Source organism: Lysobacter sp. 22409, assembly GCF_052045105.1.
Classification (GTDB): Bacteria; Pseudomonadota; Gammaproteobacteria; order Xanthomonadales; family Xanthomonadaceae; genus Lysobacter; species Lysobacter antibioticus_B.
This window is the reverse complement of sequence record NZ_JBQEOE010000001.1, coordinates 145,966-171,240: the sequence shown is the minus strand read 5'-3', so window position 1 is coordinate 171,240 and position 25,275 is coordinate 145,966. Positions and strand designations below refer to the sequence as shown.

Annotated in this window: 22 protein-coding genes; 7 read left to right on the top strand and 15 right to left on the bottom strand. The window is 68.4% G+C overall.

The features are described from left to right. Window positions 1-524 precede the first annotated feature (524 nt). Window positions 525-1,802, bottom strand: coding sequence for an acetyl-CoA C-acetyltransferase (locus tag ACTJJK_RS00755; protein ID WP_440729204.1), 1,278 nt, complete (start codon window positions 1,800-1,802; stop codon window positions 525-527). 114 nt (window positions 1,803-1,916) lie between these two features. On the opposite strand from ACTJJK_RS00755, the gene ACTJJK_RS00750 reads away from it, so the two are divergent. Beyond that, complete coding sequence (locus ACTJJK_RS00750; RefSeq protein WP_223621567.1) at window positions 1,917-2,834, top strand: hypothetical protein; 918 nt, start codon at window positions 1,917-1,919, stop codon at window positions 2,832-2,834. Window positions 2,835-3,237: 403 nt separating this feature from the next. Here ACTJJK_RS00750 and ACTJJK_RS00745 read toward each other — a convergent pair whose 3' ends face one another. The 4 genes from ACTJJK_RS00745 to ACTJJK_RS00730 all read right to left on the bottom strand — a co-directional run bounded on the left by ACTJJK_RS00745 (window position 3,238) and on the right by ACTJJK_RS00730 (window position 7,100). Beyond that, on the bottom strand, window positions 3,238-3,720 hold the full coding sequence (locus ACTJJK_RS00745) for a GNAT family N-acetyltransferase (protein WP_031372110.1): 483 nt from the start codon (window positions 3,718-3,720) through the stop codon (window positions 3,238-3,240). Window positions 3,721-3,805: 85 nt separating this feature from the next. Then, a complete protein-coding gene (locus ACTJJK_RS00740) occupies window positions 3,806-4,381 on the bottom strand; it encodes a superoxide dismutase family protein (RefSeq protein WP_440729203.1) in 576 nt (191 codons plus the stop codon). A gap of 263 nt (window positions 4,382-4,644) precedes the next feature. Further along, window positions 4,645-6,048 (bottom strand): nitrogen regulation protein NR(I), encoded by a 1,404-nt coding sequence (gene ntrC, locus ACTJJK_RS00735; protein WP_440729202.1) that lies wholly within the window; start codon window positions 6,046-6,048, stop codon window positions 4,645-4,647. After that, a complete protein-coding gene (locus ACTJJK_RS00730) occupies window positions 6,045-7,100 on the bottom strand; it encodes a two-component system sensor histidine kinase NtrB (RefSeq protein WP_440729201.1) in 1,056 nt (351 codons plus the stop codon). Before ACTJJK_RS00730 ends, ntrC begins: the two co-directional genes overlap by 4 nt. A gap of 331 nt (window positions 7,101-7,431) precedes the next feature. Between ACTJJK_RS00730 and ACTJJK_RS00725 the strand changes: the two genes are divergently transcribed. Further along, window positions 7,432-8,250, top strand: a complete 819-nt coding sequence (locus tag ACTJJK_RS00725; protein WP_440729200.1) for a hypothetical protein — start codon at window positions 7,432-7,434, stop codon at window positions 8,248-8,250. A 73-nt stretch (window positions 8,251-8,323) separates the two neighbouring features. Further along, complete coding sequence (locus ACTJJK_RS00720) at window positions 8,324-8,737, top strand: hypothetical protein (protein ID WP_440729199.1); 414 nt, start codon at window positions 8,324-8,326, stop codon at window positions 8,735-8,737. A 91-nt stretch (window positions 8,738-8,828) separates the two neighbouring features. Here the strand turns inward: ACTJJK_RS00720 and ACTJJK_RS00715 are convergent, their stop codons facing one another. The 6 genes from ACTJJK_RS00715 to arsH form a co-directional block, all read right to left on the bottom strand. After that, the gene (locus ACTJJK_RS00715; RefSeq protein ID WP_440729198.1) at window positions 8,829-10,613 is read right to left on the bottom strand and encodes a hypothetical protein; all 1,785 of its coding nucleotides are present in this window, start codon (window positions 10,611-10,613) and stop codon (window positions 8,829-8,831) included. Window positions 10,614-10,963: 350 nt separating this feature from the next. Continuing rightward, window positions 10,964-13,507, bottom strand: a complete 2,544-nt coding sequence (locus tag ACTJJK_RS00710; RefSeq protein ID WP_440729197.1) for a protein kinase domain-containing protein — start codon at window positions 13,505-13,507, stop codon at window positions 10,964-10,966. A 57-nt stretch (window positions 13,508-13,564) separates the two neighbouring features. Continuing rightward, window positions 13,565-14,257: an ECF-type sigma factor gene (locus ACTJJK_RS00705; protein WP_440729241.1), complete on the bottom strand. Its 693-nt coding sequence runs from the start codon at window positions 14,255-14,257 to the stop codon at window positions 13,565-13,567. Between the two features lie 116 nt (window positions 14,258-14,373). Further along, complete coding sequence (gene arsN2 / locus ACTJJK_RS00700; RefSeq protein WP_440729196.1) at window positions 14,374-14,829, bottom strand: arsenic resistance N-acetyltransferase ArsN2; 456 nt, start codon at window positions 14,827-14,829, stop codon at window positions 14,374-14,376. Window positions 14,830-14,885: 56 nt separating this feature from the next. Beyond that, window positions 14,886-15,305 carry an arsenate reductase (glutaredoxin) gene (arsC, locus tag ACTJJK_RS00695; RefSeq protein WP_031372100.1) on the bottom strand — a complete coding sequence of 140 codons (420 nt, stop codon included), beginning with the start codon at window positions 15,303-15,305 and terminating at the stop codon, window positions 14,886-14,888. 3 nt (window positions 15,306-15,308) lie between these two features. Beyond that, window positions 15,309-16,175, bottom strand: a complete 867-nt coding sequence (gene arsH, locus ACTJJK_RS00690) for an arsenical resistance protein ArsH (RefSeq protein ID WP_440729195.1) — start codon at window positions 16,173-16,175, stop codon at window positions 15,309-15,311. Between the two features lie 46 nt (window positions 16,176-16,221). Between arsH and ACTJJK_RS00685 the strand changes: the two genes are divergently transcribed. Continuing rightward, window positions 16,222-16,581: an ArsR/SmtB family transcription factor gene (locus ACTJJK_RS00685; RefSeq protein ID WP_440729194.1), complete on the top strand. Its 360-nt coding sequence runs from the start codon at window positions 16,222-16,224 to the stop codon at window positions 16,579-16,581. 44 nt (window positions 16,582-16,625) lie between these two features. Next, window positions 16,626-17,651 (top strand): ACR3 family arsenite efflux transporter, encoded by a 1,026-nt coding sequence (gene arsB, locus ACTJJK_RS00680; protein WP_031372097.1) that lies wholly within the window; start codon window positions 16,626-16,628, stop codon window positions 17,649-17,651. 66 nt (window positions 17,652-17,717) lie between these two features. On the opposite strand, the gene ACTJJK_RS00675 is transcribed toward arsB, so the two are convergent. Next, complete coding sequence (locus tag ACTJJK_RS00675; protein WP_152566224.1) at window positions 17,718-18,056, bottom strand: hypothetical protein; 339 nt, start codon at window positions 18,054-18,056, stop codon at window positions 17,718-17,720. Window positions 18,057-18,360: 304 nt separating this feature from the next. Between ACTJJK_RS00675 and ACTJJK_RS00670 the strand changes: the two genes are divergently transcribed. Next, window positions 18,361-19,131 (top strand): trans-aconitate 2-methyltransferase, encoded by a 771-nt coding sequence (locus ACTJJK_RS00670; RefSeq protein WP_031372096.1) that lies wholly within the window; start codon window positions 18,361-18,363, stop codon window positions 19,129-19,131. An 80-nt stretch (window positions 19,132-19,211) separates the two neighbouring features. On the opposite strand, the gene ACTJJK_RS00665 is transcribed toward ACTJJK_RS00670, so the two are convergent. The 3 genes from ACTJJK_RS00665 to ACTJJK_RS00655 all read right to left on the bottom strand — a co-directional run bounded on the left by ACTJJK_RS00665 (window position 19,212) and on the right by ACTJJK_RS00655 (window position 24,052). Continuing rightward, window positions 19,212-22,295, bottom strand: coding sequence for a TonB-dependent receptor domain-containing protein (locus ACTJJK_RS00665; RefSeq protein WP_440729193.1), 3,084 nt, complete (start codon window positions 22,293-22,295; stop codon window positions 19,212-19,214). 103 nt (window positions 22,296-22,398) lie between these two features. After that, window positions 22,399-23,490 (bottom strand): FecR family protein, encoded by a 1,092-nt coding sequence (locus tag ACTJJK_RS00660; protein WP_031372094.1) that lies wholly within the window; start codon window positions 23,488-23,490, stop codon window positions 22,399-22,401. Further along, window positions 23,468-24,052: an RNA polymerase sigma factor gene (locus ACTJJK_RS00655; protein ID WP_031372093.1), complete on the bottom strand. Its 585-nt coding sequence runs from the start codon at window positions 24,050-24,052 to the stop codon at window positions 23,468-23,470. Before ACTJJK_RS00655 ends, ACTJJK_RS00660 begins: the two co-directional genes overlap by 23 nt. Before the next feature lie 151 nt (window positions 24,053-24,203). Between ACTJJK_RS00655 and ACTJJK_RS00650 the strand changes: the two genes are divergently transcribed. After that, window positions 24,204-25,268 (top strand): cyanophycinase, encoded by a 1,065-nt coding sequence (locus tag ACTJJK_RS00650; protein WP_081930879.1) that lies wholly within the window; start codon window positions 24,204-24,206, stop codon window positions 25,266-25,268. The last annotated feature ends 7 nt before the right edge of the window (window positions 25,269-25,275 follow it).

Below are 25,275 nucleotides of genomic sequence, written 5' to 3'. Positions count from 1 at the left end.
CGTCTCAATATCTAGTCGTTTCTGAGTGGAGCCCAGGGTAGGAGCGGCGCAAGCCGCGACCACGCTGTTTCGGTCTTGCTGCGTATCACTGAAGCAAGATCAGAATCAAAATCCAGATCAAACGCCAAAAGCTTCCGCCACTAAAGCGGCGGGTTACTTTCTTTTGTCATAAGCAACAAAAGTCCGTCTGGATTCCCTTCGGTCAAAGGTAACCAAAGAAAAATGCTTTTCTTTGAATCAAGGGCCCGCGCGCTCGATGCCGACGCAGGGCTTTTTTCATACGGGACATCCTTGTCCCGATGAAAAACGGCCCGCATCCATGCGGGCCGCCCTTCGGGTCTACGGTTGACCGGCAAAGCGACAAAGCAAAAAGCGGCAGAGCGGCAGAGCGGCAGAGCGGCAGAGCGGCAGAGCGGCAGAGCGGCAGAGCGGCAAAGAAAATCACAGCCCCTCTGCCGACGACAGAAGGACATGCAAAGTCGGGAAGGATTAGGGCGAGGGGCCGCAGGCAGCAGCCCACCCCATCAACGCTCCAGAATCGCCACCACGCCCATCCCACCGGCGGTGCAGATCGAAATCAGGCAGCGGCCGCCGCCGCGCTGTTTGAGCTCCTTGGCGGCCGTGGCGACCACGCGTGCACCGGTCGCGGCGAACGGGTGACCCGCCGCCAGCGAGGAACCGTTGGGGTTGATCTTGGCCGGGTCGATCCGGCCCAACGGCGCGTCCAGGCCGAGGCGGGTCTTGCAGTAGTCCTCGCTCTCCCAGGCGCGCAGGGTGCACAGCACCTGGGCGGCGAAGGCTTCGTGGATCTCGTAGAAGTCGAAATCCTGCAGGCTCAGGCCGTTGCGCTTGAGCATCTCCGGCACGGCCACGGTCGGGGCCATCAGCAGGCCCTCGCCGTGAACGAAATCGACCGCGGCGACCTGCGCGTCGCGCAGGTAGCACAGCACTTCGTGGTTATGCGCCTGCGCCCACTCTTCTGACGCCAGCAGACAGGCCGCCGCACCATCGGTCAGCGGCGTGGAATTCGCTGCGGTCAGCGTGCCGCGGCCGGAGGTCTTGTCGAACGCCGGCTTCAGGGTCGCGAGCTTTTCCAGGCTGCTGTCGGCGCGCAGGTTATTGTCGCGCGACACGCCGCGGAAGCTCACCACCAGGTCTTCGAAGAAGCCGCGCTCGTAGGCGGCGGCGAGCTTCTGGTGCGAGGACAGCGCCCACTCGTCCTGCGAATCGCGCGAGATGTTCCACTGCTTGGCCATGTCCTCGCAGTGCTCGCCCATGCTCTTGCCGGTGCGCGGCTCGGCCACGCCGGGGAACTCGGGCTTGAGTTCGCGCAGGCTGAAGCCCTTGAACGCGGCCAGCTTTTCCTTGGTGCTGCGCGCGCGCGCGGCTTCCAGCAGACGCCGGCGCAGGCTCTTGCCATAGACGATCGGCACGTCCGAGGTGGTGTCGGAACCGCCGCCGATGCCGACGTCGATCTGTCCCAGGGCGATCTTGTTGGCGACGGTGATGATCGAGTCCAGCGAGGTGCCGCAGGCGCGCTGCAGGGTGATGCCGGGCGTCAGCGGCGACAGCCCCGACGACAGCGCCGCCTCGCGACCGAGGTTCCAGTCGCCGCTGTGCTTGATGACCGCGCCCATCGCCACTTCGCCGAGCTGCTGCCCGTGCAAGCCGAACTTTTCGACCAACGCGCCGAGGGTACGCACCGACATGCCGAGGTTGCCGACATCCGCATAGGCGGTGTTCTGGCGGCAGAACGGAATACGCACGCCACCGAGCACGGCGACGGGACGGTTTTGACGCATCGGTACACCTCACAGGGAGTTTCGAACCGACCCGCCGCAGCGGAGCGGGCATAATGGCGCCCAGTGTAGCGCTGCACACGCGCTCTACCAAACGCCAGCGTATCCTCGGTAATCATGACCTCAGCCAGCTCTCCCGCCAGCGCTCCGTCCGCGCCCCTGCACGTCCTCGGCGCTCTCGCGCTGGAGCTCAAGGGCGACGCCGCGGTCGACCGCAATGCCCTGCCGCTCCAGGATGCCGGGGCGCTGTCGGAGAAGATCGCGCGCGACCTGGCTACGTTCGCCGCCGAAGCCGGCGGCCTGGACCTGATCACTGTCGGCGCGCACTACGACCCGGTCGAACTGCTGCGCCCGGGCTGGCCCTTGCACCGCGAACTCGACCAACTGGCCGCCAACGCGCCACGCGACCGCGCCGCCGCCTCGGCCGCGCGGGTGATCGCCTTCGGCGCCCACGACGAACGCCTGCCCGGCGCCCTGGCGCCCTCGCCCGACTTCGCTGGCGGTCCGCTGCGGCTGGTGCCGTTCGTCCTCAGCGGCGAGGCCGACGTCGTCGCCCGCGTCGGCGAGATCCTCGAATCCAGCCTGCTCGAGCGCGGCATGGCCGGCGCCGGCACCGCGCTGGCGGCGCAGGCCGCGTTCGGCCTGCAGGTCGAGCACGCCCGCTACCTGACCGTGCACGACCTGGCCGCGATGATGGCCATGCAGTACGAACACGCCGGCCTCGGCCCGCTGTGGCCGCTGCTCGAAACCGCCCTACTCCAGCCCGACGGCGAGGAATGGCTGGACGCCCGTCCGGAACCGCTGATCCACTACAGCGAAGGCGAGGCGCGCATCGCCCTGTTCTCGCCGGCCGCCTGGCATGCGCGCTATGCGCCCGAAGCGCCGTGCAACACCGACGAATGCCGCGACAAGCTCAATCGCCGCTATCAGCATTTCGAAGCGCGGCTGCGGCAGATCTCGGCCGTACTGGGCGCCCACGCGGTGCCGGTGACGTTCGTGCATTGCGACGGCGAGAGCGAAGCCAACCAGCTTTGAACCACGGATAGCCGCATCCGTTGTTGCCCCCTTTGAAAAGGGGCGAACGGCCGCGCAGCGGACGTGGGGGACTGCTCTTGCTCCAAGTGCGGCCGCGAGAAGACCGCGGCACGGATGCAGCGCCTCACCGCCGCACGAAGAGCAAATCCCCCCTGCCCCCCTTCTTCAAAGGGGGGAGCGAATCGGTGGTCGCGCAAAGCAGCGCGGGGCGGTTCGACGGCATCGCCATCGGCGCTGGGGAGGGCGATGACTACCACACCGCCACCAGGACAGACCTGCCGTTACCGACGCAGCTTTCGCTGTTGCCCCCTTTGCGAAGGGGGCGAACGGCCGCGCAGCGGACGTGGGGGATTTGCTCTTGCTGCACGAACGCAGGCAAACAGGCCCCACGCTCACCACCGCATCAGGTGTGCTGTTCGTAGATGTCATAGCCCGCATCGACCATGCCCATCGCCGCATAGGTCTGCTGGGCATTGGCATTCGCGCGTTCGACATACAGCCGCAGGCCGACCACGCCCGGGGTCGCCTGGGCGAGCGCGGCGACGTGGCTGTGCAAAGCGTTGTAGACGCCCTGGCGGCGATGCTCCTGGGCCACGTAGACGCTCTGGATCCACCACCAGTCGCCGTTGCGCCAGTCGCTCCACTCGTGGGTCAGCATCAGGGTGCCGGCCGGCACCGCGATGGTTTCGTGGCCGCCGACATCGGCTTCGCGCATGGCGATGAAGTAACGCGCCTTGGCCGCGTCGGCCAGGCCGTTGGCGACCCCGGCGTGCACGGTATCCGGATCGAGGCGCTTGTGCTCGGTCTCCCAGGCCATCGCGATCATCCACTCGGCGATCAGGTCGCGGTCGGTCGGAACGGCATCGCGGATACGCAGGCGGGTCATGACGGAGCTTCGCAAGGGCAGAGCGCACAGGATAAAGCGACGGCGCCCACCTGGGGCGCCATGCTTCGCCTTCGCGGCGCTGGGGTCAGCGCAGGATCTTGATTACGCCGCAAGCCAGGCGCGCGCCGGCATTGCCGGCCGGCTGGCTGCGGTAATCGTCGGCCGAGGCGTGCACGATGACCGCGCGGCCGCCGACATCGTTCATGGCGCCGCCGCCGAGGGTCACGCCGCTGGCATGCACGTCGACCTTGGCCACGCCTTCGGCATCGGCGACGATGTTGTTCATGTCGCCGGCATGGTGGGGGCCGTGATCGACCTGCCCGTGCGGCTGGCCGACCGGATTGAAGTGGCCGCCGGCGCTGCTGGCATCGGCCGCGCTGCAGTCGCCTTTCTCGTGGACGTGGATCGCATGCGAGCTGTTCGGCATGAGGCCGCCGATCTCGCCGGTGAAATGCACGCCGTCGCCCATCGGCCGCAACGCCAGCTTGCCGCTGACCAGGCTGCCCGAGGCCGAAGCGAGGATGACCTGCCCGGCCTGCGCCGTGGACACCGGCTTGGGGCCCACGGGCTTGGGCGGCGTCGGCCGCGTCGTCTGTCCGCCGCAGGCGACGAGCGCGAGCACGGCGGTGGCGATGGATACGCTGCGAAGGATCGGGTTCATGCGGGACTCCTGTCGTCGGCGCCGGCGACGGCGCACGGTAGAAGGTGATTCGACGCTAGCCCGGCGCAGGTTCAGCGCGAGTGAAACGCGCCGCCGCACCGCCGGCATCGCCAGGGGCATGAGCGATTATGGGCATGAATATCGCGCGGGCGCGGCCCGCGATCGCATTCCGCCAACCACGGCATGTTCGTGCGCACGCAAGCGCGACGCATCGCCGCCTTGCAGGCCCGACACCGTCTGGAACGGAAGCGAAAACCCGGTCCCTAACCGCCGCGACGCCCGGGCCCCAGTTTGCGCGTCAAGGTATTGCGCCCCAGGCCGAGCCGCGTCGCCGCTTCGGTGCGCCGCCCGCCGGTGTGTTCGAGCGCGGCTTCCAGCAAGGCGCGGTCGAAACGCTCGCGCGCATCGGCGTGCAGGTTGGCGCGGCCTTCGGCGAGTTGCGCGCGCGCCCAACTCGACAACTGCGCCTCCCATTCGGTAGCGCTGGCGGCCGTCTGCGCCGACACACCGAGCACGTCGTCCATGTCCTGCCGGGTGATGCTCTCGCCGGGCGCCAAGGCCGCCAAGCGCCAGCACACGTTCTCGAGCTCGCGCACGTTGCCGGGCCAGTCGTGCGCCATCAAGCGCTCCAACGCCGGCTTGGACAGCCGCTTGGCCGGCGCGGCGAAACGTACCGCCGCCGACGCCAGGAAGCGCTCGGCCAGTTGCGGCACGTCGGCGCGACGCTCGCGCAAGGGCGGCAAGCGCAGCCGCACCACGTCGAGGCGGTGCAACAGGTCTGCACGGAAGCGCCCCTGTGCGACCAAGGTCTCCAAGTCCTGATGCGTCGCGGCGATCACCCGCACGTCGACGCGGATCAGCTCGCGCCCGCCGACACGGAAGAATTCGCCCTCGGCCAGCACGCGCAGCAAGCGCGTCTGCAAGGGCAAGGGCATATCGCCGATTTCGTCGAGAAACAGACTGCCGCCATGGGCCTGCTCGAAGCGTCCGACATGGCGGCGCTGCGCACCGGTGAAAGCGCCGGCCTCGTGGCCGAACAACTCGCTTTCGAGCAACTCGGCCGGGATCGCCGCGGTGTTGAGCGCGACGAACGGCCGCGCCGCACGCGGCGACTCGCGGTGCAGCGCGCGCGCGACCAATTCCTTGCCGGTGCCGGTCTCGCCGGTGATCAGCACCGACAACGGCGCCTGGGCCAGGCGGCCGATCGCGCGGAACAAGGTCAGCATCGCCGGCGTGTCGCCGATCAGGCTGTCGTCGGCAGCGCCGTCGGCGACCACGCTGGCCTGCTCCTGCGGCTCGCTCGCCGCCAACGTGCGCGCGGCCAGGGCCACCGCATCGTCGAGGTCGAAGGGCTTGGACAGGAATTCCTGGGCGCCGCCGCGAAACGCACCGGCGGTGCTGGCGACATCGGTGTAGGCGCTCATTACCACCACCGGCAACGACGGCGCGCGCGCCTTGAGCTTCTCCAGCAACACCAGGCCGCCGTCGCCGGGCATGCGCACATCGGTGAACAACAGATCGGGCACGCCGCGTTGTTCCAATGCATCGAGCGCATCGCCGGCGTTCTCGAACCCGTCCACGTCGTAGCCGGCCTGGCGCAAGGCCGTCGACAGGACGAAGCGGACCGAACGATCGTCGTCGACGACCCAGATGCGTGCAGCGCTCATGTCGCCTCCTCTTCGGCTTCGATCTGCATCGGCAACAACAGCGTGAATACGGTATGGCCCGGGCGCGAACGGTAGGCCAGCGAACCGCGGTGCTCGCGCGAGACTTGCTGGGCCAGCGCCAGGCCCAGGCCGCTGCCTTCGGCGCGGCCCGACACCAGCGGCAGGAACAACTGCTCGGCCAGTTCGTCGGGCACGCCGTGGCCGTCGTCGATGATCTCCAGGCGCAGCGCGATCGGATGCACGGTGTCGGCGATGCGCACCCCGCGTTCGATGCGGGTGCGCAGATTGACGTGGGTCGCCTTGGCCTCGATCGCGTTGCGCACCAGGTTCCACACCGCCTGCATCAGGCGGTCGGCATCGCCGGCGAACTCGGGCAGGCTGGGGTCGTAGTCGCGCACCAACCGCACCGCCCAGCCGGCATCGGCTTCGGCCAGGCGCAGCACGCGTTCGAGCACGGCATGGATGTTGAGCAAGGCATGCGGCCGCGGCGGCGCCGGGGTCAGCAGGCGGTCGACCAGTTCGGTCAGGCGTTCGACTTCGCTGTCGATCAGCTCGATCAACTCGCGCGATTCGCTGTCCTCGGCCCGGCGCGCCAGCAACTGCGAAGCGCCTTTGAGCCCGGCCAGAGGATTGCGCAGTTCGTGCGCCAGCCCCTTCAACGACGCCGACAGCGCCGACGGCAGCAGCAGCGCCGGGTCGTCGCCCGGAAACTCATCGACCGGGTGCGCCTCGAGCAGCCAGCCGCCGTCGTCGCGGCGGCTCAGCCACAGGTCGGCGAAGCGATCCTCGCCGTCGGCATAACGCAGGCGCATGCGCCGCATCCGCAGCGGCGCCTCGTCGCCGCCCTGACGGGTCAGGGCCAGGGCCAAACGGCCGTCGCCGGCATCCAGCCCGGCCAGGGTCCAGCCCAGCAGGCGCCGCGCCCCGATCCCGAACCAGCGCGAGAACGCGGTATTGCAGCCGACGATCGCCCCGGCCGCGTCGCTCCAGGCCATCGGCGTGGTCAGGCTGTCGAGGCTGGGGTCCGGCGCGGGCAGGGGATCGGAGGGCATTGCACCATACTAGTGCAAAGCGGCGGCGGCGTTGGCAAGAGCCGCGATAGGCGTAGCGAGGCAGGCCCATTCCGGTGCAGCCGCGCTCGGAGCATGGCCCGATTGGCCGCTCGCTCCGGCCCGCCCCGTTAACCCGCACGAAGCCGTGCTGCCTGCCTGTTGGAAACGTTGGGGAGCGTTTATCCGGGGCGACGAAGGCCGGGCTACCGCGCGAGGACGCCTCTGATGCGCGCGGCGACAAGGTTCAGATCCGACTCCGTCAGCCGCAGCGCTCGCGCGCAACGCGTCGAGCGCTTCGCCTCGCCCTGCCATCACCCAGAAGGACACGACCATGAGCTATCCGGATTGCCAGTACTCGCACGTCACCTGGGTCCGAAAGGACAGCGCGGCCTTCAAGGCACTGAGCGAAGGCTTGAAGAATCCGCACACCGCGCCCGGCGCGGTGACGACCTTCCTCACCAACATGACCGCAGCGCACCAGGCGTTCAAGAGAGGACTGCATCCGCACGCGGACATGATGGCCCTGCTGCGGGCTTACCAGGATGCGACCGGCATCATCTCGACCCGGGAATTCACCCTGCCCGACATCCCCAGCAACCCCAACGACCCGGGCAACAGTTTCGCCACCGACCTGATCGAAGGCATCGCTGGCGCGGCATCGACCGAGATCGGCATCGGCATCAGCCTCTACAACTTGGTGCTGGATCTGATCGAGCTGTTCGACATCACGCTGCACCTGCAGGGCCTGCTGTTCAACACCGCCTCCACCGACCTGGAAAACATCGACTTCCATTTCGGCCCGAACGGCATAGCCAACCTGCTGCCGCTGTCGGCCAAGATACCGGCGGCCAAGTCGATCATGAACCCGGTCGACAAGAAGAACTACGACTGCGTCGGTTTCACCGTGTTCGGCGGCGTGGGCTACAAATCGATGGAAGGCTTCTACATCGCCGTGACCACGCAGCGCAAGAACGATGATCCGCCGCCCATGTACTGCCAGTACTACGCCCAAAGCAGGGGTATTGCGTCCGGTTTCGACGACCGCAACCACGCGCCGCTGCGCGAGGTGTTCTACGAGGGCAAGGTCACCGGGGTGATGGTGGACCAGATCTCCAACCCGAACGGGGTCGTGGCGATCGTTTACGGCTGAAGGCGCGGTAGGTGGCCGGCTTTGCGGCGGAACTGGCACACTCCGATCCGCCTCCGCCGCGCTGGACCGAGCCATGGCCGACCACCCCGACGTCTCTGCCGATATCGTCGCCCGACTCTCTTCGATCTGCCTCGGCCTGCCCGAGGCCCATGAAGAGCGGGCCTGGGTCGGCACGCGCTGGATGATCGGCAAGAAGAACTTCGCCCACGTGCTGACGATCGCCGCAGCTTGGCCGCCGGCCTATGTGCAGGCCGCGGGCACGCAAGGGCCGGCGACGGTGCTGACCTTCCGTTTGCCGTTGCCGCGCGCCGATGCGCCGCGCTTCAAACGTGCGCCGTTCTTCCGGCCGGTGTGGTTTCCCAACATCGTCGGCATGACCCTCGACGGCGCGACCGACTGGGACGAAGTCGCCGATCTGTTGACCGAGAGCTATTGCGTGCTGGCGCCGAAGAAGCTGGCGGCGCTGCTCGACCGATCGACGGATTGAAGCTTGCGCAAGCGATGGCGACTGCCGTAACGAAGAACGGGCGAGGCTCTCGCCCCGCCCGTCGCTTCGATGTCGCACCCAAGTGCCGCGCCTATGGCGCCGCCGCGTCCCAGTCCATCACGTACCACCACCAGTTGTTCAGCACGTTGAAGTGGCGGCCGACAAAATTCGGCACCTTGCCGAGCCAGTACAGATGCCAGCCTCGGTCGGCGGTGCGGTAGCCGTCCGGGAAGGTGCAACGCGGCCCGCCCCATTTGGTGCAGTTGTTGAGCGTGGTCGCGCCGGGGCTCAGGTTCGGATAGTTCTCCCAGTCGTCGCAGGTGTTGTACTCGTAATGGCCGTTGGTGAAGTCGTAGCCCCAGCGATTGCCCGGATCGTACTGCGGGGCGTTGAGGCTGCCGTGGATATTGCCGCAGGCCGCAGTGGTGGCATCGAAGCCGCGCGCGGTGAAGCGTTCGAGCAGGTTGGCATCGGGCGGGAACACCGCCGGCGGCGGGTCCGGCGGAGTGTTCGCCCAACGGCCGAAGCGGTATTTCATCGTGCCTTCGACGCGATGCCCCATATCTTCCAGCATCCGCTCCGGCTCGCGCTCGTAGTTGAAGCCCATGATGTTGAGCTTGACCTCGCAGGTGGTGAGCTCGACGGGAATCGGATCGCCGTTGGTCGGGAACGCGCCGGGCCCGGCCATATTGGCTTCGAAGTAGCCGAAGTACGGCCCGCCCCACAGCCACAGCTCGTCGATCTCGCCGGCGTTGGCCTTCTCGCACACGCCGTACTGGCGCAGCACGCTGACGTAGTCGAAGTCGTTCTCCAGCGGACAGGTGTCGGGCTCGTCGGCCAGACACCCCAGATAGGTAGCTTCGTCATAGATCGGGTTCTGCGTGCGCGGCGTGAACGCATCGACGAATACGTGCTCGGCGATGGAGTACTGCACCACCTGGCTGCTGGCCTGTTCGAGGAACTGGATGTACTGCTGCTCCAGCACCCGCGGGTCGTACCAGCCTTTCGCCTGGCTCAGGCGCTGATGGTTCATGCTCCGGATGGTCGGATTGAATTCGATCACCATCACCCGCTTATGGATCGGCTCGTCGACGCGCGGGTCGCTGGAGCGGCCGACGCCATCGAAGAGCGAGGAAACGTCTTCCCAAGTGTTCCAGTTCGGCTCGGTGCGCCGGTAGACCAGGTCGCCGCGGGTCAGGAACTGGCGCAGCTTGCCGTCGCTGTAGAGCGCCACGTGGAAGGCGGTGATGGTCGACTCGGAACCGCCGACACCCGAGAACACCGAGGTGATGTCTTCCCACGCCGGCCAGCCGCCGCTCGCGGTCTGGGTGCGGCGGAACACCTGCCCGCCGCGCACCACGAACTGGCGCTGCAGGCCATCGGCGTACACCGCCACCGAGAACGAGCTGATCGGCGCGCTGCCCGTACCCGGGAACGCCGCATCGATGTTTTCCCAGGCGCCCCACTGGTCGACGCCGGTCTGGATGCGCCGGTAGACATGGCCGCCGCGGGTCAGGAACTGCCGGTGCAGGCCGTCGCGGTACAGCTCGACGTCGAACGCGGTGATCTCGCCGATGCCCTGCCGAACGGTATTGAAGGCCGCGGTGATGTTCTCCCAGGTGTTCCAGTTGGGTTCGGTGCGCTTGTAGACGCGGCCGTTCTTGACCAGGTACTGGCGCTGCAGGCCGTCGGAATAGACGGTCGGGCTGAACGAGGCAAGCGTGTTGGTGCGGCCTTGCACGACCGACGCCGGGCCGGCTGCGGTCGCTGCCGTAGCAGGTATTGCGGTCGCGGCGAAAGCGAGCGACAGCGCGCCGAGCGCGGTCGACAGCAGCGGCAGGCGCCGCCCCGGTTTGCGATGGAAGATGAGTTGCATGGTGAAACTCCTGATGGAAGGCAGCGGTGTTCGATGCGAATGCGTTGCCGTTGCGTCGTCGCAGTCCGTTACGACCCGATACCTGAGCGAGGGATGCCACGTGGGTGGCATACAGGGGTACGAGAGGAGGCTGCGGAACCTGACATGGCGGTTGTCGCCCGACCCATCGCCGCATCGGGACGGCGCGGTCTCGCCCGCCGCACTTCCACCGGGCGCGGTCCGGCCGCACCTGCGCCGGGTGGGAATGGCGCAAGGGATAGACCCGGCAGGCCTACGCCTGCAGCGCGGTCAGCGGGGCATCCGGACGACGATGCCGAATCGATCGCCCGGTGCACCCGGGCGCCTCGTCCTCACACGCCGCAGCGCTGGCCCCAGTCTCGGCTGATACGGGTACGCCATGGGCGCATGGTGCCGGCGGCAGCAAGCGCCACCATGAAGGCCTCGCGGTTGCTGCTCGACGCATCGAGCCGGCATTGCGCATAGGCCAGTGCCAGAGCGTGGAAACGCCCGCTGGCGCGCTCGTTGAGCGAACCCGAGCGCAACGCGCTACCGTCGGCGTGGACGATCGGTCGCAGCGCCTTCACCGCACCGCGCAGCGCGGCATCCATTGCGCTTTTGTCGGCGGCGACATGATCGGCCTGTGCAATCAGCGAGAGCGCCCCCAGCCCGGTGCGGGAATAGCGCATCGGGCTGGCAGGCGGCAGCATCGCATCGTCGATACGCGCGACCTCGGCCAGCAGCTTCTGCGCCGCCGCCGGCCGCCGCTCGATTACTTCGAGCAAGGCCTGCACGAACAAGGCGTGGGCGAGGAACGAATCGGTCGCGCCGAAATGCGCACGCGACTCTTCGAGCGCGGTAGCCATCAGGGTTCGCGCTTCGCCCAACCGCGCCTGATCGATCAAGGCGACGGCAAGGACGCGGCGCAGTATGAGACCGTCGGCCTGGTCGCGGATGCCGCAGGGGCCGATCATGGCCAGCGCGCGGCGCAGACGCCGTTCGGCATCGGCCGGACGACCCTCGTCGATATCGAGCATGGCCAGGTTGCCTAGCCCGGCGTAGTGCGAACGACAGGCCAAGCTGCGCTGCAGCGAATGCTCGGTCAAGCGCAGCACCTGCTCGTAGGCGTCGCGTATCGTCGCGGCGTCTTCGCGCTCGCCGGCCAGGTTGGCGCGCCACAGTTGCAGGCTGGTCCGCAGGTCGGGATCGCGCGGCGCGATGCGCGCGGCCAGCGCAATGGCTTGATCCAATTCGCGCTGCGCTTCTTCCGGCCGTTGCAGATGGTGCAGATACCCGGCCCTGAGCAACCGGGTCTTGGCCAGGGTTTCCCGATCCGCCTGCGGATGCGCCTGCCACAACGCGATGGCCGCCGCCGCGGCCCGGTCGGCATCCCGGTCGCGGCCTAGATAAGCCGACGCGCGCGCATTCGCGGCCAACAACGAGGCACGCACCAGCGGGTCGCGCTTACGATCGGCCAACAACTCGTCGAGGCTGGCCGCCATCAGGGCCCGCGCCGAGACTTCGCCGCTGGTGGTCTCGCGCGGCCGCGCCTGTTTGAACAGATCCACGAAGTACTCGGCGGTCGCCTCGGCCTGGCCGCGCTGCGCCTCGGCCTTGGCCTGCGCCGCGGTGGCCTCGTCGCGAGCGACGCGGGTACGTTGCAGTTCGTCGCCGAGCCGGGCGAAGTGATAGAAGGCCATGCCGCTGGCCAGGACCAGCGCTGCCACCGCGGTGGTCAAGGCCGGCCAGTGCCGCTGCGCCGCGCGCCGCCACCGATAGGCACGGTCGTCGCCGCGCGCGTGCACCGGGCGCTTCTCCAACCAGCGTTGCAGGTCGTCGGCCAGGGCCGCGGCGCTGCGATAGCGCTGCGGCGGCGCCTGCGCGGTCGCTTGGGCCACGATGCAGTCGAGATCGCCGCGCAAGCGCGCCAGCAACCGTTCCGGCGTGGTCGCCCGCTCGTGCGCGATCCGCTGCGCCGCCGTGGCATCCCGCCTGCACAGCGCCTCGTAGGCAGCCGCGAGCCGCGTCGGCGCCTGCCCGAGCGCCGGCAGATCGTCGGACAGCAACACCCGCAGCAGCATGCCCAGTTGATAGACATCGGTCGCGGTGGTGACCGCGCGGCCCTCGCGCTGCTCCGGCGCGGCCCAGGCCGGCGTCATCGCCAGGGTCTGGGTCTGGGCTGGGTCCTGGTTGGGATCGGCCTCGTCGAGCCATTTGGCGATACCGAAGTCGAGCAGCTTGGCCTGGCCGGCCTCGTCGACCAGCACGTTCGCCGGCTTGAGGTCGCGATGCACGATCAAGGCGCGGTGGGCGAAGTCGACCGCCGCGCAAACCTGCTGCATGAGTTCGACCCGATGCTCGATCGTCGCCGCGCGCGCCGCGCACCAGCGGGTGATCGGTTCGCCGCGAACGAGCTCCATCGCGAACCACGGCTGACCGGCCTCGGTGACGCCACCGTCGTACAACTGGGCGATGCCCGTGTGCTGCAGCCGTGCCAGCGCCTGCCGTTCGCGTAGGAAACGTTCGGTCGACGGCGCCGTCCCCAGCGGCGCAAAACCGCTCCAGATGCGTTTCAGCGCGACCTCGCGCTCGTACGCGCCGTCGCAGCGCGCGGCGCGGAACACCTCGCCCATGCCGCCACGGCCGATCCGCTCGAGCAATCGGTAGGGCCCGATCTGCAATCCCGTCGCGTCGCCTTGCGGCGATGCCGCACCCGGATCGAAACCGGCTTGCGACTCCTCGACCTGCGCCAGCAGCGCCCGCACACGAGCCTGCAGCGCCTCGTCGCCCGCGCAGGCCTGCCCGAGCAAGCGCTCGCGTTCCGCGGGTGAGGCGTCGAGCACCCCACGGAACAACTGCAGGGCGCGGCGTTCGAACGACGATTCGTTGGAGGTCATGCGGAAGCTCTGGCTCGGGTCGCAAAAGACAACGCGAAGCGCCGCCTCAACCTGCCATCACTCGGACAGACGGTCGCGCAGCCAGGCGCGGGCCGCAGCCCAATCGCGATAGACCGTGCGCTCCTCGACCTCGAGCAAACGCGCGACTTCGGCCACGCTGAGCCCGGTGAAATAGCGCAGTTCGACGACCTTGGCCATGCGCTCGTCCAACTTGGCCAACTCGTCCAAGGCCGCATCGAGTTCCGGCAGCAAAGTGCGCTCCGGGATCGGCAGATCGAGCGCGCAGGCGAAATCGTCGCGCCTCCAGGCGCCACCGTGCTTGTCGCACGCTGCGCGCCGGGCGCGGTCGACCAACAACTGCCGCATGATCCGCGCCGCGGTATTGAACAGGTGCGCGCGGCTGCCCAGACACTGCGGCCGATCGCTGCCGAGCAGACGCACGAACACATCGTTGACCAACGCCGTCGGCTGCAAAGTGTCGTGACCGCGATGGCCATACAGCTCGCGTCGCGCGATCCCGCGCAGATCGGCGTAGACCAAGGGCAGCAAAGCATCGAGCGCCTTGGCATCGCCCGCGCCCCAACGCTGCAATAGCGCCGTTACTTCGGCGCCGGCCGCTTCCGATCCGAGCGCCGGTCCGCCAAGCGCCGATCCGTCATCGGCCGATGGCTGCTGCAACACCGACGTTTCTGCCAAAGGCCCGCTCACCGCCGCAGCCCGCGGCGATTCCAATAGCTCCAAACCCGCCATATCCGAGATCCGTCTCCAGTTCTGCCCCATTCGATTAACGCGGTCCGCGGCAGGATGCGGACGCCGGTGCGAGGGCATATACGGTCCTGCCGGCAGCGCGGTACCGACGCATGGCGTCAACCAACCCGCGCCGGCTCCAGCAGCAAACGCATGCACACCGCCGAGGCCGGGCACAGCGAGCGGAATTCCGCGCTGCGCTGGAGGCCGGCCGGGGCGGCGGCCCGGTCGATGACGGTGTAGCCGCGGCGGGCGAAGAAGGCTTCGGCGGTCTGGGTCAGCAGCACCAGTTGGCGCAAGCCGCGCGCACGCGCATCGGCTTCCAGCGACGAAGCCAGGGCGTGGCCGATGCCGCGATGGCGGGCCCGCGGCTCGACCGCGAGGGAGCGCAGCAGGCCGGCCTCGTCAAAGACCTCGATGCCGACCACGCCGAGCATCGCTTGGTTTTCGTCGACCGCGACGCGGAATTCGATCGCGGCGCTGGCCAGATCGTCGACCGGCAGGCCGCTGTCGAGCAACAAGGTGCGCACGGCGGCGGTTTCGTCGGCGGCGAGCGGGCGTATGGCGGGCGTCATCGTGGTTTCCGGGTAGGCGGAGGTTCGAACATATCTTGACCGATCAGCCTGCGAGGCTACGACACCCGGCGCCCATCGGCATCGATCACGACTTCGCCGTCTTCCTTGCTGAAAGGCCGGGTGATCGGGGGCAGCAGGTCGAGCACGAGTTCGGACGGACGGCACAGGCGCACGCCGAGCGGGCTGACCACGAAGGGACGATTGATCAGGATCGGATCGCGCAGCATCGCTTCGATCAGGGCATCGTCCGACAGCGTCGTATCGTCGAGGCCGCGCTCGACATAGGGCGCGACGTTCTGGCGCATGGCCTCGCGGACACTGAGGCCGGCCGCGGCGATCAGTTCGACCAGGGCCGCTCGCGACGGCGGGTCCTGCAGGTACTCGATCACGGTCGGCTCGATCCCGGCGTGGCGGATCAAGGCCAGGGTATTGCGCGAGGTGCCGCAGGCGGGGTTGTGGTAGATGGTGATGTCCATGGCTCAGCTCTCGTTGGAGGCGCAGGCACTGCCGCAGCACGCCGACGGCGTGCGCGCAGCGGCGCTGGGGTGGATTGCGGTGTTCGTATCGGCTTCGGCCTCGTTCGCAGCCTCAGTCGCGGCATCGTTCGCGGCGCTGTCCGCAGCGGCGCTCCCAGGCAGCGCTACCGCGCCGGAAGCCACCGCCAACGCCTGCGCGGCGAGATCGCCCTTGCGTTCGCTGTAGCGGCTGCTGAGGTAGTCGCTGCGATCCCGCACCAGCAGGGTGAACTTGAACAGCTCTTCCATCACGTCGACGATGCGATCGTAATACGGCGAGGGTTTCATCCGCCCCTGTTCGTCGAACTCCTGCCAGGCCTTCGGCACCGAGGATTGGTTCGGGATGGTGATCATGCGCATCCAGCGGCCGAGCACGCGCAGCGCGTTGACCACGTTGAACGATTGCGAGCCGCCGCAGACCTGCATGACCGCGAGGGTGCGGCCCTGGGTCGGGCGCACGCTGCCCTCTTCCAGCGGCAGCCAGTCGATCTGGTTCTTGAACACCGCGGTCGGGCTGCCGTGGCGCTCCGGGCTGACCCAGACCTGGCCCTCGGACCACAGCGACCACTCGCGCAGTTGCCGCACCTTGGGGTGGTCGGCGCTCACGCTGTCGAGGATCGGCAGATCGTGCGGGTCGAACACCCGGGTCTCGGCGCCGAAGTGGCGCAGGATGCGCTCGGCTTCCAGCGCGGCCTTGCGGCTGAACGATTGCGGGCGCAGCGAGCCGTACAGGATCAGGATCCGCGGCGGGTGGGTCGCGCCGGTGAGCGCGAGTTTGCCGAGGTCGGGCAGGTCCAGGGCGGCACTGACGAGGTTGGGTAGGTGGGTCATGGCGGCTCGGCTTGAGGTCGGTTGTTGTTTCTACTATTCTGGAATTATGGAAATCAATCAAGCCACCACCGCCCTCGCCGCCCTGGGCCAGTCCACCCGCCTGGCGATCTTCCGTTTGCTGGTCGAGGCCGGCCCGGCCGGGCGCATGGCCGGCGAGATCGCCGAGGCCCTGGCGCTGCCGGGCGCGACCCTGTCCTTCCACCTCAAGGAACTCAGCGCCGCCGGCCTGGTCCAGGGCGAGTCGCAGGGCCGCTACATCTGCTACCGGGCCGACTTCGGCGCCATGAACGGCCTGATCGAGTTCCTGACCCGCAACTGCTGCGGCGGCCAGCCGCAGCAGTGCGCGCCGGCCAGCTGCGATCCGCAGGCCGACAGCTGCACCAGCCCCAAGCAGGCGCAGGCATGAGCGCGGCCGCGCAAGCCGCCGCGCCGACCCTGTTGTCCAAGCGCATGGGCGCGTTCGAGCGCCACCTGACCTGGTGGGTGCTGGCCTGCATCGTCGCCGGCACCGCGCTCGGCTACGCCCTGCCGGACCTGTTCGCGACCCTCGGCGAGGCCGAGGTCGCCAAGGTCAACCTGCCGGTGGCGGCGCTGATCTGGCTGATGATCGTGCCGATGCTGCTGAAGATCGACTTCGCCGCGATGGCGCAGGTGCGGCGGCAATGGCGCGGCATCGGCGTGACTCTGTTCGTGAACTGGGCGGTCAAACCGTTCTCGATGGCGCTGCTGGCGTGGCTCTTCATCCGCCACGCTTTCGCCGACCGCCTGCCGGTCGAGCAACTCGATTCCTACGTCGCCGGCCTGATCCTGCTCGCAGCCGCACCGTGCACGGCGATGGTGTTCGTGTGGAGCAACCTGTGCGACGGCGACCCGGAGTTCACCCTGAGCCAGGTCGCGCTCAACGATCTGATCATGGTGGTCGCGTTCGCGCCGATCGTCGGCCTGCTGCTGGGGCTGTCGTCGATCGTGGTGCCGTGGTCGACCCTGCTGCTGTCGGTCGGGCTGTACATCGTCGCGCCGGTGGCGATCGCAGTGTTGCTGCGCAAGGCGGTGCTGCGCCGTGGCGGCGATGCGGCTTTGCAGAAGCTGCTGCATCGTCTCGGGCCGTTGTCGCTGGCCGCCTTGTTGCTGATGCTGGTGCTGCTGTTCGGTTTCCAGGGCCGGCAGATCGTGGCCCAGCCGGCGATCATCGCGATGCTGGCGGTGCCGATCCTGATCCAGGTCTATTTCACTTCGGGCCTGTCGTATCTGCTCAATCGGAAGTTGGGCGTGGCGCACAGCGTCGCCGGCCCGTCGGCGCTGATCGGCGCAAGCAATTTCTTCGAACTGGCGGTGGCTGCCGCGGTCGGCCTGTTCGGCGTGCACTCCGGCGCCGCGCTGGCGACGGTGGTCGGCGTGCTGGTGGAAGTGCCGGTGATGTTGTCGGTGGTGCGGATCGTCAACGCCAGCAAGGGCTGGTACGAAGCGCGCGCCTGAGCGAAAAAGCAGCGAATAAAGAATCGGCGCGCCCGGGCCGACGGCCGCGGGCGCGCATCGCCGGGCTCAGGCGGCGCGACGCCGGGCGAGCTCGGATTCGAACGCGGCGCGGGCCGCGCCGGAAATCATCCGCGCACGCGTCCACGCCGCTTCCGCCGCACAGGCGGCCTGCGACCAGGACAGCGTCGATCCGGAACAGATCTGCTGATAACGCGCTTCCAGCTCGGGCACCACGTCGTCGAAGACCAGGCCCGGATTCTCGATCTGCGCGGTGATGCCGAGATAGATCGCCGGTGCGTAATCCTCGAACCGGGTGCCATCGCGATAGAACGCCGCATGACGATAGTTCAACGCCCAGTAACTCAAGGGCAGAGTCGTAGCGTCCGCGGAAAGTTTCGTACTCATGGTGCAAGGCTCCGGTCAGGACGAAGCCCCCTGTGCGCGGCACCATAATCGATGCGGCGGCGAAGTTTATGACCGTTCGTTCATAGACTTGCCGAAGGCCTTAGTCGCTCACGCTCGGGTTGTGATCGCCCACACGATTCAACATCGCGTTAACGCCGGCGATGGAATGCTGAGCGTGAACTGCAACGCCGAGCTGCCCACCGCACAGGCCGATCGCAGCGCCGCGCATGCACGAAGGCGGACCACCCAAAACGAACAAGCAAGACCAGCAAGACAGACCGACCATCGGTTCGCGGAGCTCGCCATGTGGGACCCCGACAAATACCTCGACTTCGCCGATCTGCGCGGCCGGCCGTTCTTCGACCTGATCGAACGCGTGCGCGCCGAGCACCCACGCCGCGTGGTCGACTTGGGCTGCGGCCCGGGCAATCTGACCCGTGCCTTGGCCGCACGCTGGCCCAGGGCCGCGCTCGAAGCCAGCGACAACTCGCCGGAGATGGTGCAGGCGGCGCAAGCCGCCGGCGTCGCCGCCGAATTGCGCGACGTGCGCGACTGGGTGCCGCGGCCCGACACCGACGTGGTGGTCTCGAACGCAGTGCTGCAATGGGTGCCCGAACATCGTGAGTTGCTGCGACGTTGGGCGCGTCAACTGCCGGGCGGCGCGTGGTTGGCGATCCAGGTGCCGGGCAACTTCGATGCGCCCTCGCACGCTTTGGTGCGCGAGCTGGCGGCCAGCGCGTCGTGGGCGCCGCTGCTGGGCTCGGTGGAGCTGCGCGAAGGCGGCGCGGTCGATGCGCCGCGCGCCTACGCCGAATTGCTGGCGACGCAGGACTGCGAAGTCGATGCCTGGGAAACCACCTACGTCCAGCGCTTGTCCGGCCCGGATGCAGTGCTGGAATGGATCAGCGGCACGGCCTTGCGACCGATCCAGGCCGCGCTTAATGGCGCCGATTGGCAACGCTTCCGCAGCGAGCTCGCGCCGCGGCTCGACCGCGCCTATCCGCCGCGCAGCGACGGCACCACCTGGTTCGAGTTCCGCCGCATCTTCGTCGTCGCGCGCACCGCGCAGCGCTGACGTCGTTGCAGGCGCCCGCCTGAATTCGGCCGATGGAAAATCGTCCCGCGGCCATCCTTGCCGCGGGACGCGGGGTTGGCCTATAGAGCTCGGCCGCCAAATTTGTGGGTGTACTGCAGAAAGACCTGGCGGCCGACGGCATCGAACCAGGACACGTCGTAATACGGATAGCTGCTGTAGGTCGCATCCTTCGGCGGCAGCTTGTCGAACAGATTGGTCACCGCCAGCGACAATTGGGCGTGGTCGCTGAAGCGGTAGCGCAGCGAAGCGTTGTAGCGATAAGTCGCGCCGATCCAGGCGCTGGCATCGCCGCCGGGCTCGTAGACCTCGTTGTAGGAATCCCCGCTCGGCAATCGGCCCAGGCGTTCGCCGTGCACGGTCGCCGACCAGCGCTCCTTTTCCCAGCTCACGCTGGCGCTGGCCTTGGTGCGCGGGATGTCGAAACCGCTGTTGACCGCGAACTGGTCTTCGACGCGGTCGCCGGCGTACTGCTGGCTTTCGTGCTCGCGCACCCAGGTGTAGCTGGCGCCGAGGCGAAAGGTGCCCAGGCCGGTGTCGAGGCGGTAATGGGTGCTGAAATCGACGCCACTGGTGCGTTCGCTGGCGATGTTGATCGGGTTGACGTAGACGCCGTAGAGCTTGCCTTCGCCGGAGCGCCGGATCCGTGCCAAAGCATCGGCGCAGGTCGGCGAGCCGGTATCGACCGCGCTGCCGTCGGCGCGCGTGCCGAGGCGGCAACCGGCTTCGTCGCGCAGCACGTCGTCGATACGCAGGTCCTGGACCTGGTCGCGCAGATCGATGTCGAAGTAGTCGACGGAGAAATCCAGATTCGGACGCGGCGACCAGACCACGCCGGCGGTCCACGAGGTGCTGGTTTCCGGTTCCAGCTTGCGGTTGCCGCTGCGGGTGACGACCAGGCCTTCGTCGGCGTACGAGCAATCGTTGAGGTCGCTGTCGGGCTCTTCGCTGCGGCAACGGTAATAATCGATCCCGCTCGATTCCTGATTGCCTTCGCCGGCGAACACGTAATGCAGGTCCGGCGCGCGGAACGCGGTGCCGTAGGAGCCGCGCAGCAGCAGGGAGTCGAGCGGCCGCCATTCCAGGCCGGCACTGTAGGTGAACTTGTCGATGTCGTGGCCGCCGTAGCGGTATTGGTCGTAGCGGCCGGCGACGCTGAGGTTCAAGCGCTCGTGCAAGGGCAGGCGCAACTCGCCCGCCGCAGCCCAGCGGTCGCGGCTGCCGCGGCCGTCCGAATCGCGCCAGCTGTAGTAGTGATAGCCGGTGGCGAGCGGGTCGGGGCGCAGGTCGTAGCTTTGGTTGCCGAGTTCGAGCGTGCCGGCGAAGCCGACCGCACCGGCCGGCAGGGCGAACAGCTCGGTATTGGTCAGGGTCAGCGACAGCGCGTCGGTGCGCGACTTCGGCCGATAGGTCGAACGCGCGCCGATGGCGTCGTACTCCTGCCGGCTCAGCGGCCGGTACAGGCGCTCGGGGTCGGCGTCGAAGATCGCGAAGCCGTCGTCGTCGACGCCGAGCTGCGGCCCGAGGAACAGATCGTTGGCCCGGGACGCGACGATCTGCGGCCAACCGATCGTCGATTGGTACTGCGAATGGCTCAGCGCGGCTTCCCAGTCCCAGGCCTCGCCGAAGCGGCCTTTGAAGCCGGTGGCCAAGCTGAAAGTACGCTGCCGGTTGCGGATCATGCCGCGGTCCAGGCCGCCCATTTCCTCGGGCGAAAACTGCCGCTGCCAATACTCGACCTGGTCGGTGGCGCGGTTGTGGAAATAGCCGGCCTCGTTGCCGTCGGGGGCCTGGTAGCTCCATTCGGTGACGTCGCGGTACATCGACAGTTCGTGATAACCCAACTGCACATCGGCGAACCATTCGCTGGCGTCGCCGAAGGCGTAGCTCAACGAGGCGTAGGCATTGAGGCCTTCGCGCTTGTTGATCATGGTGCCGTAGCCGATCGACTCGTCGCTGCCGCAGTAGTAGCCGTCCTCGCCGTCCGGCCCCCAGCCGGAACGCGAGGCGCGGTAGGTGGTGCCGCCGTTGAGCGAGGCCAAGGGGCCGCAGGCGGCGCCGGGATCGAGGTATTCGTCGTCCCAGTTGGTGCGCAGGAAGGCGCGTCGCGCGGCGCGCGTGCGCGCGGTCGGCGCATCCCGGGTCGAGTCCTGGATCGAGCGCTCGTAGGCCCACAACGGGTTCTGCACCTGCAGCTCGAAACCGTAGACCGCGTCGAAGCGATCGTTGCCGTAGCCGCTGGAGACGCTGAGGTTGAACGACTCGCCGCCACCGCGCGTCGTGTCGCCGAGGCGGAAGTCGACGGTGGTGCCGTCGGCGCGCTTTTTGAGGATGAAATTGACCACGCCGGAGATCGCATCCGAGCCGTAGATCGCCGAGGCGCTGCCGGTCAGGATCTCGATCCGGTCGACCATGCCGAGCGGAATATTCGAGATGTCGGTGAAGTTGCTGCGGCCCTTGAACGGCATCGGAAAGTCGGCGATGCGGCGGCCGTTGACCAGCACCAGGGTGTGGTTCGGACCGAGCCCGCGCAGGTCGACCTGCTGCGCGCCCGGCGAGAAGTCGGCGGCGCTGGCCGACTGTTGGCTCTGGGTCTCGCCGCCGTTCTGGGTCATCGCCCGCAGCACGTCGGGCACGGTGGTGAAGCCGTTGGCCTTGATCTCCTGCGCGGTCATCACCGTGATCGGCGCCGGGCCTTCGATCTGGCTGCGCGGAATGCGCGAGCCGGTGACCTGCACGCCCTCCAGCTCGGTCGTCGACGGCGGCGATGCTTCGACGATGTCGGCGCCGCTCCCCTTCGGCGCCAGCGAGGTTTTCTTGCGCGGCTTCGGCGGCGTCGGATCCTTGACGATCACCATCGCCCCCGACGCATCGCGCCGCGCCACATGACCGCTGCCGAGCAGCAGGCGGTCGAGCGCGGCCTCGGCCGACATCGCGCCCTGCACCCCCCGAGTACGCAACCCCTTGAGACGATCGGCGCGGTAGACGAACTGCACCCCCGACTGCCTCGCCAGCACATCCAGCGCCGACACCAGCTCCCCCGCCGGAATATCGATCGCCTCCCGCTTCGCCGCGACTTGCGCCTGGGCGGACAACGCGGCCGAACAGGCCAGACTCAACCACCACACACGCGCACTTCGCGACATCGGGTTCCCCTCCCCATCGGCGCCTTGCAGCGCCCATCGGGATATCAGGACGAACGAAGCCGGCAAATCCCGCACGCGCTGCGGCCTGCCGACGCGGAGCCGGCTAGCGGCTGTGCAGGACGATGCGGTCCGGGTGGTGCTCGACGCGGACCGGCGTGACCTGTTCGAGCAGGCGCACGAACACTTCGGTGTTGGACCAGCGGAAGTTGCCGCCGACCCGCAGCTCGCCCGCGGCGGCATCGCCAATGACGATCTTGCGGGCGTTATAGCGGTTGAATTCGGCCGCGGCTGCGCTCAACGGCGTGTCGCGGAACACCAGATAGCCGCGACGCCAATCGACCTGGCGCTCGGCGTCCTCGACCGAACCGATGCGCACCAACACGCCGCTGCGGCTGGCGAAGGCGGTGCTGCCAGCCGGCAATACGCTGGTCGGCTGGCGACGGCCGCCGACCGGCTCGGATTCGAGCCGCACCGTGCCTTCGGTGACGACCACGCGCAGGTCGGCGCCCTCACGGCGCACCGAGAAGCGGGTGCCGACCGCGATCACCCGACGGCCGCCGGCCACCACCGCAAACGGCCGCCGCGCGTCCTTGGCGACATCGAAGAAGGCCTCGCCCTGCTGCAGTTCGACATGACGCTCGCTGCGCGACAAGGCCACCTCGATGCGGCTGTCGCTGCTCAGTGTGGCCTGCGAGCCGTCGGCCAGGGCGACGTCGCTGAGGTCGCCCATCGCGGTGCGGTAGGAAGCCTGTTCGACCACGGCCTGACGCTGCCAACCCCAGAACGAGGCGACGCCCAACAACGCCAGCATCGCGACGCCCGCATAACGCAGGCCACGGCCGCCGCGCGCGACCGAGCGGCGCGGCGCGAACACCAGCGCGGCGGCGTCGTGACCGGTCGATGCCGGCGCCGGCGGTTCCGGCATCGACTCGGCGCGCGGCGCCTGCAGATCGAAGCTCGAATGCAGCCATTGCCCACGCGCCGGCACGCCGTCCGAAGCGGCCCCGGCGCCGAGCGCCTTGAGCCGGTCGCTCTGTGCCCAGGCCGCGTCCAGACGCAGGAACGCGACTCGGTGCGCGGTCGAGGCCGCAAGCCAGGCGTCGAACTCGGCCTGTTCCAGCGCCGACCAATCGCCCCCCTCGCGCCTGGCTAACCACTGCGCTGCGTCGCGCTCAATCTGTCTGCTGCTTGCCATGTTCCGTTTCCTTGTCGGCCTGCGGCTTGCGCGGCAAGTCCGCACGCGAGGGTTCGCCGCCGTAGAAATACTCGGCGATCAGACGCACCCCCTTGGCCATCTGTTTCTCCACGGTCTTCTCGCTGATGCCCAGACGCTCGGCCACTTCCTTCTGCGACAACTCGTCGACCCGGCGCAGCCACACCACCTCGCGGCAGCGATCGGGCAGACGGTCGAAGGCTTCGGCGAGACGCTTGAGGATCTGCCGCGCGCCGAGCCGGCGCTCCGGACAGACCTCGTCTATCAAGACGTTCAAAGCCTCGAAATCACCCACCGGCTCGATCGACACCACCTTGCCGCGGCGCAGGCGGTCGGTCATAAGGTGCCGCGCGGTCGCGAACAGGAACGACTTGGGCTGGGTCGGCAAGGCCTTGCCGGCAGCCTCGTACACGCGGACGTAGACCTCCTGGCGCAGGTCGTGAAGGTCGTCGCGATGCGGCCAATAACGCCGCAGCACGTGCACCAGCGCCTCTTCGTGCACGAGGATCTCGCGGGCGAACCAAGCGTCGAGGGCAGCGTTCATGCGCCGACCTTAGCCGATTCCGACGTCCATTCCGTAGCGGCCGCGGCAGCCGATCGGCGGATTGCGCGCGCGGGCGCGAATTTGCGAACGGACATGGGGGAAAGCCGGCGCTGGTTCGTCTTGGCCCTTCATACCCAGCCGGAGTCGAACGATGCGCCTGTGGTCCCGCCGGTCCGTGTTGGCTCGAACGCTGTGCCAAGGCGTGCTCGGCGCTGTCCTGGCCGTTGGCTGCACCAGCGCATTGGCCGCGGACACCACCGAGTCGCGCCGCGACGGCTATCGCTACTACGCGATCGGCGACCTCGCCGCGCCGCGGCCGGCGCCGACCCGCGCCGGGGCGATGCTGGTCGGTGGCGGCGATTGGCCCTACCCGGCGTTCCGCTGGATGATCGAGCGCGCCGGCCACGGCCGCATCGTGATCCTGCGCGCCTCCGGCAGCACCGAGGCGCAGGACGAGTTCTTCCGGGACATCGGCGGCATCACCGCCGCGCAGACCCTGGTGTTCGAGGATCGCCGCGCCGCCAGCGACCCGCAGGTGCTGGAGATCGTGCGCCAGGCCGACGGCATCTTCCTCGCCGGCGGCGATCAGTCCAACTACGTGCGCTATTGGAAAGGCACGCCGCTCAATCGCGCGCTGGATGCGCACGTGCGCGCCGGCAAGCCGATCGGCGGCACCAGCGCGGGGCTGGCGATTCTCGGCGCACACGCCTACGGCGCCATGGACGGCGGCAGCCTGACCTCAAAGGACGCCTTGCGCGACCCGGCCGGACCGGCGCTGACCTTGGTCGATGACTTCCTGCATCTGCCCTATCTCGAACGCGTGCTCACCGACAGCCATTTCGGCAAGCGCGAGCGGCTTGGCCGCCTGATCGCGATGCTGGCGCGGCTGGCGCAGGAACAAGGCCGCGACGACCTGGTCGGCATCGGCGTCGACGAGTACACCGCGCTGTGCATCGACGGCGACGGCATCGGCCGCGTCTTCAGCGGCGACGGCGGGCACGCCTGGCTGGTGGGTCCGCAGCCGGCGGCCGAGGTCTATGCCGCGGGCAAGCCGCTCAGTGTGCGCGCGGTGCCGGTGCTCGGCGTCGGCGGCGACAGCGTGCTGCACCTGGCGGATTTTCGCGTCGAGCGCCCGGCCTTCTCCGCGCTTTATGATGTCGAAGCGGGGCGCCTGGTCGGGCGCGATGAGAACGCAAGGCCCCCGCCGCCGCCCTGATCACTCT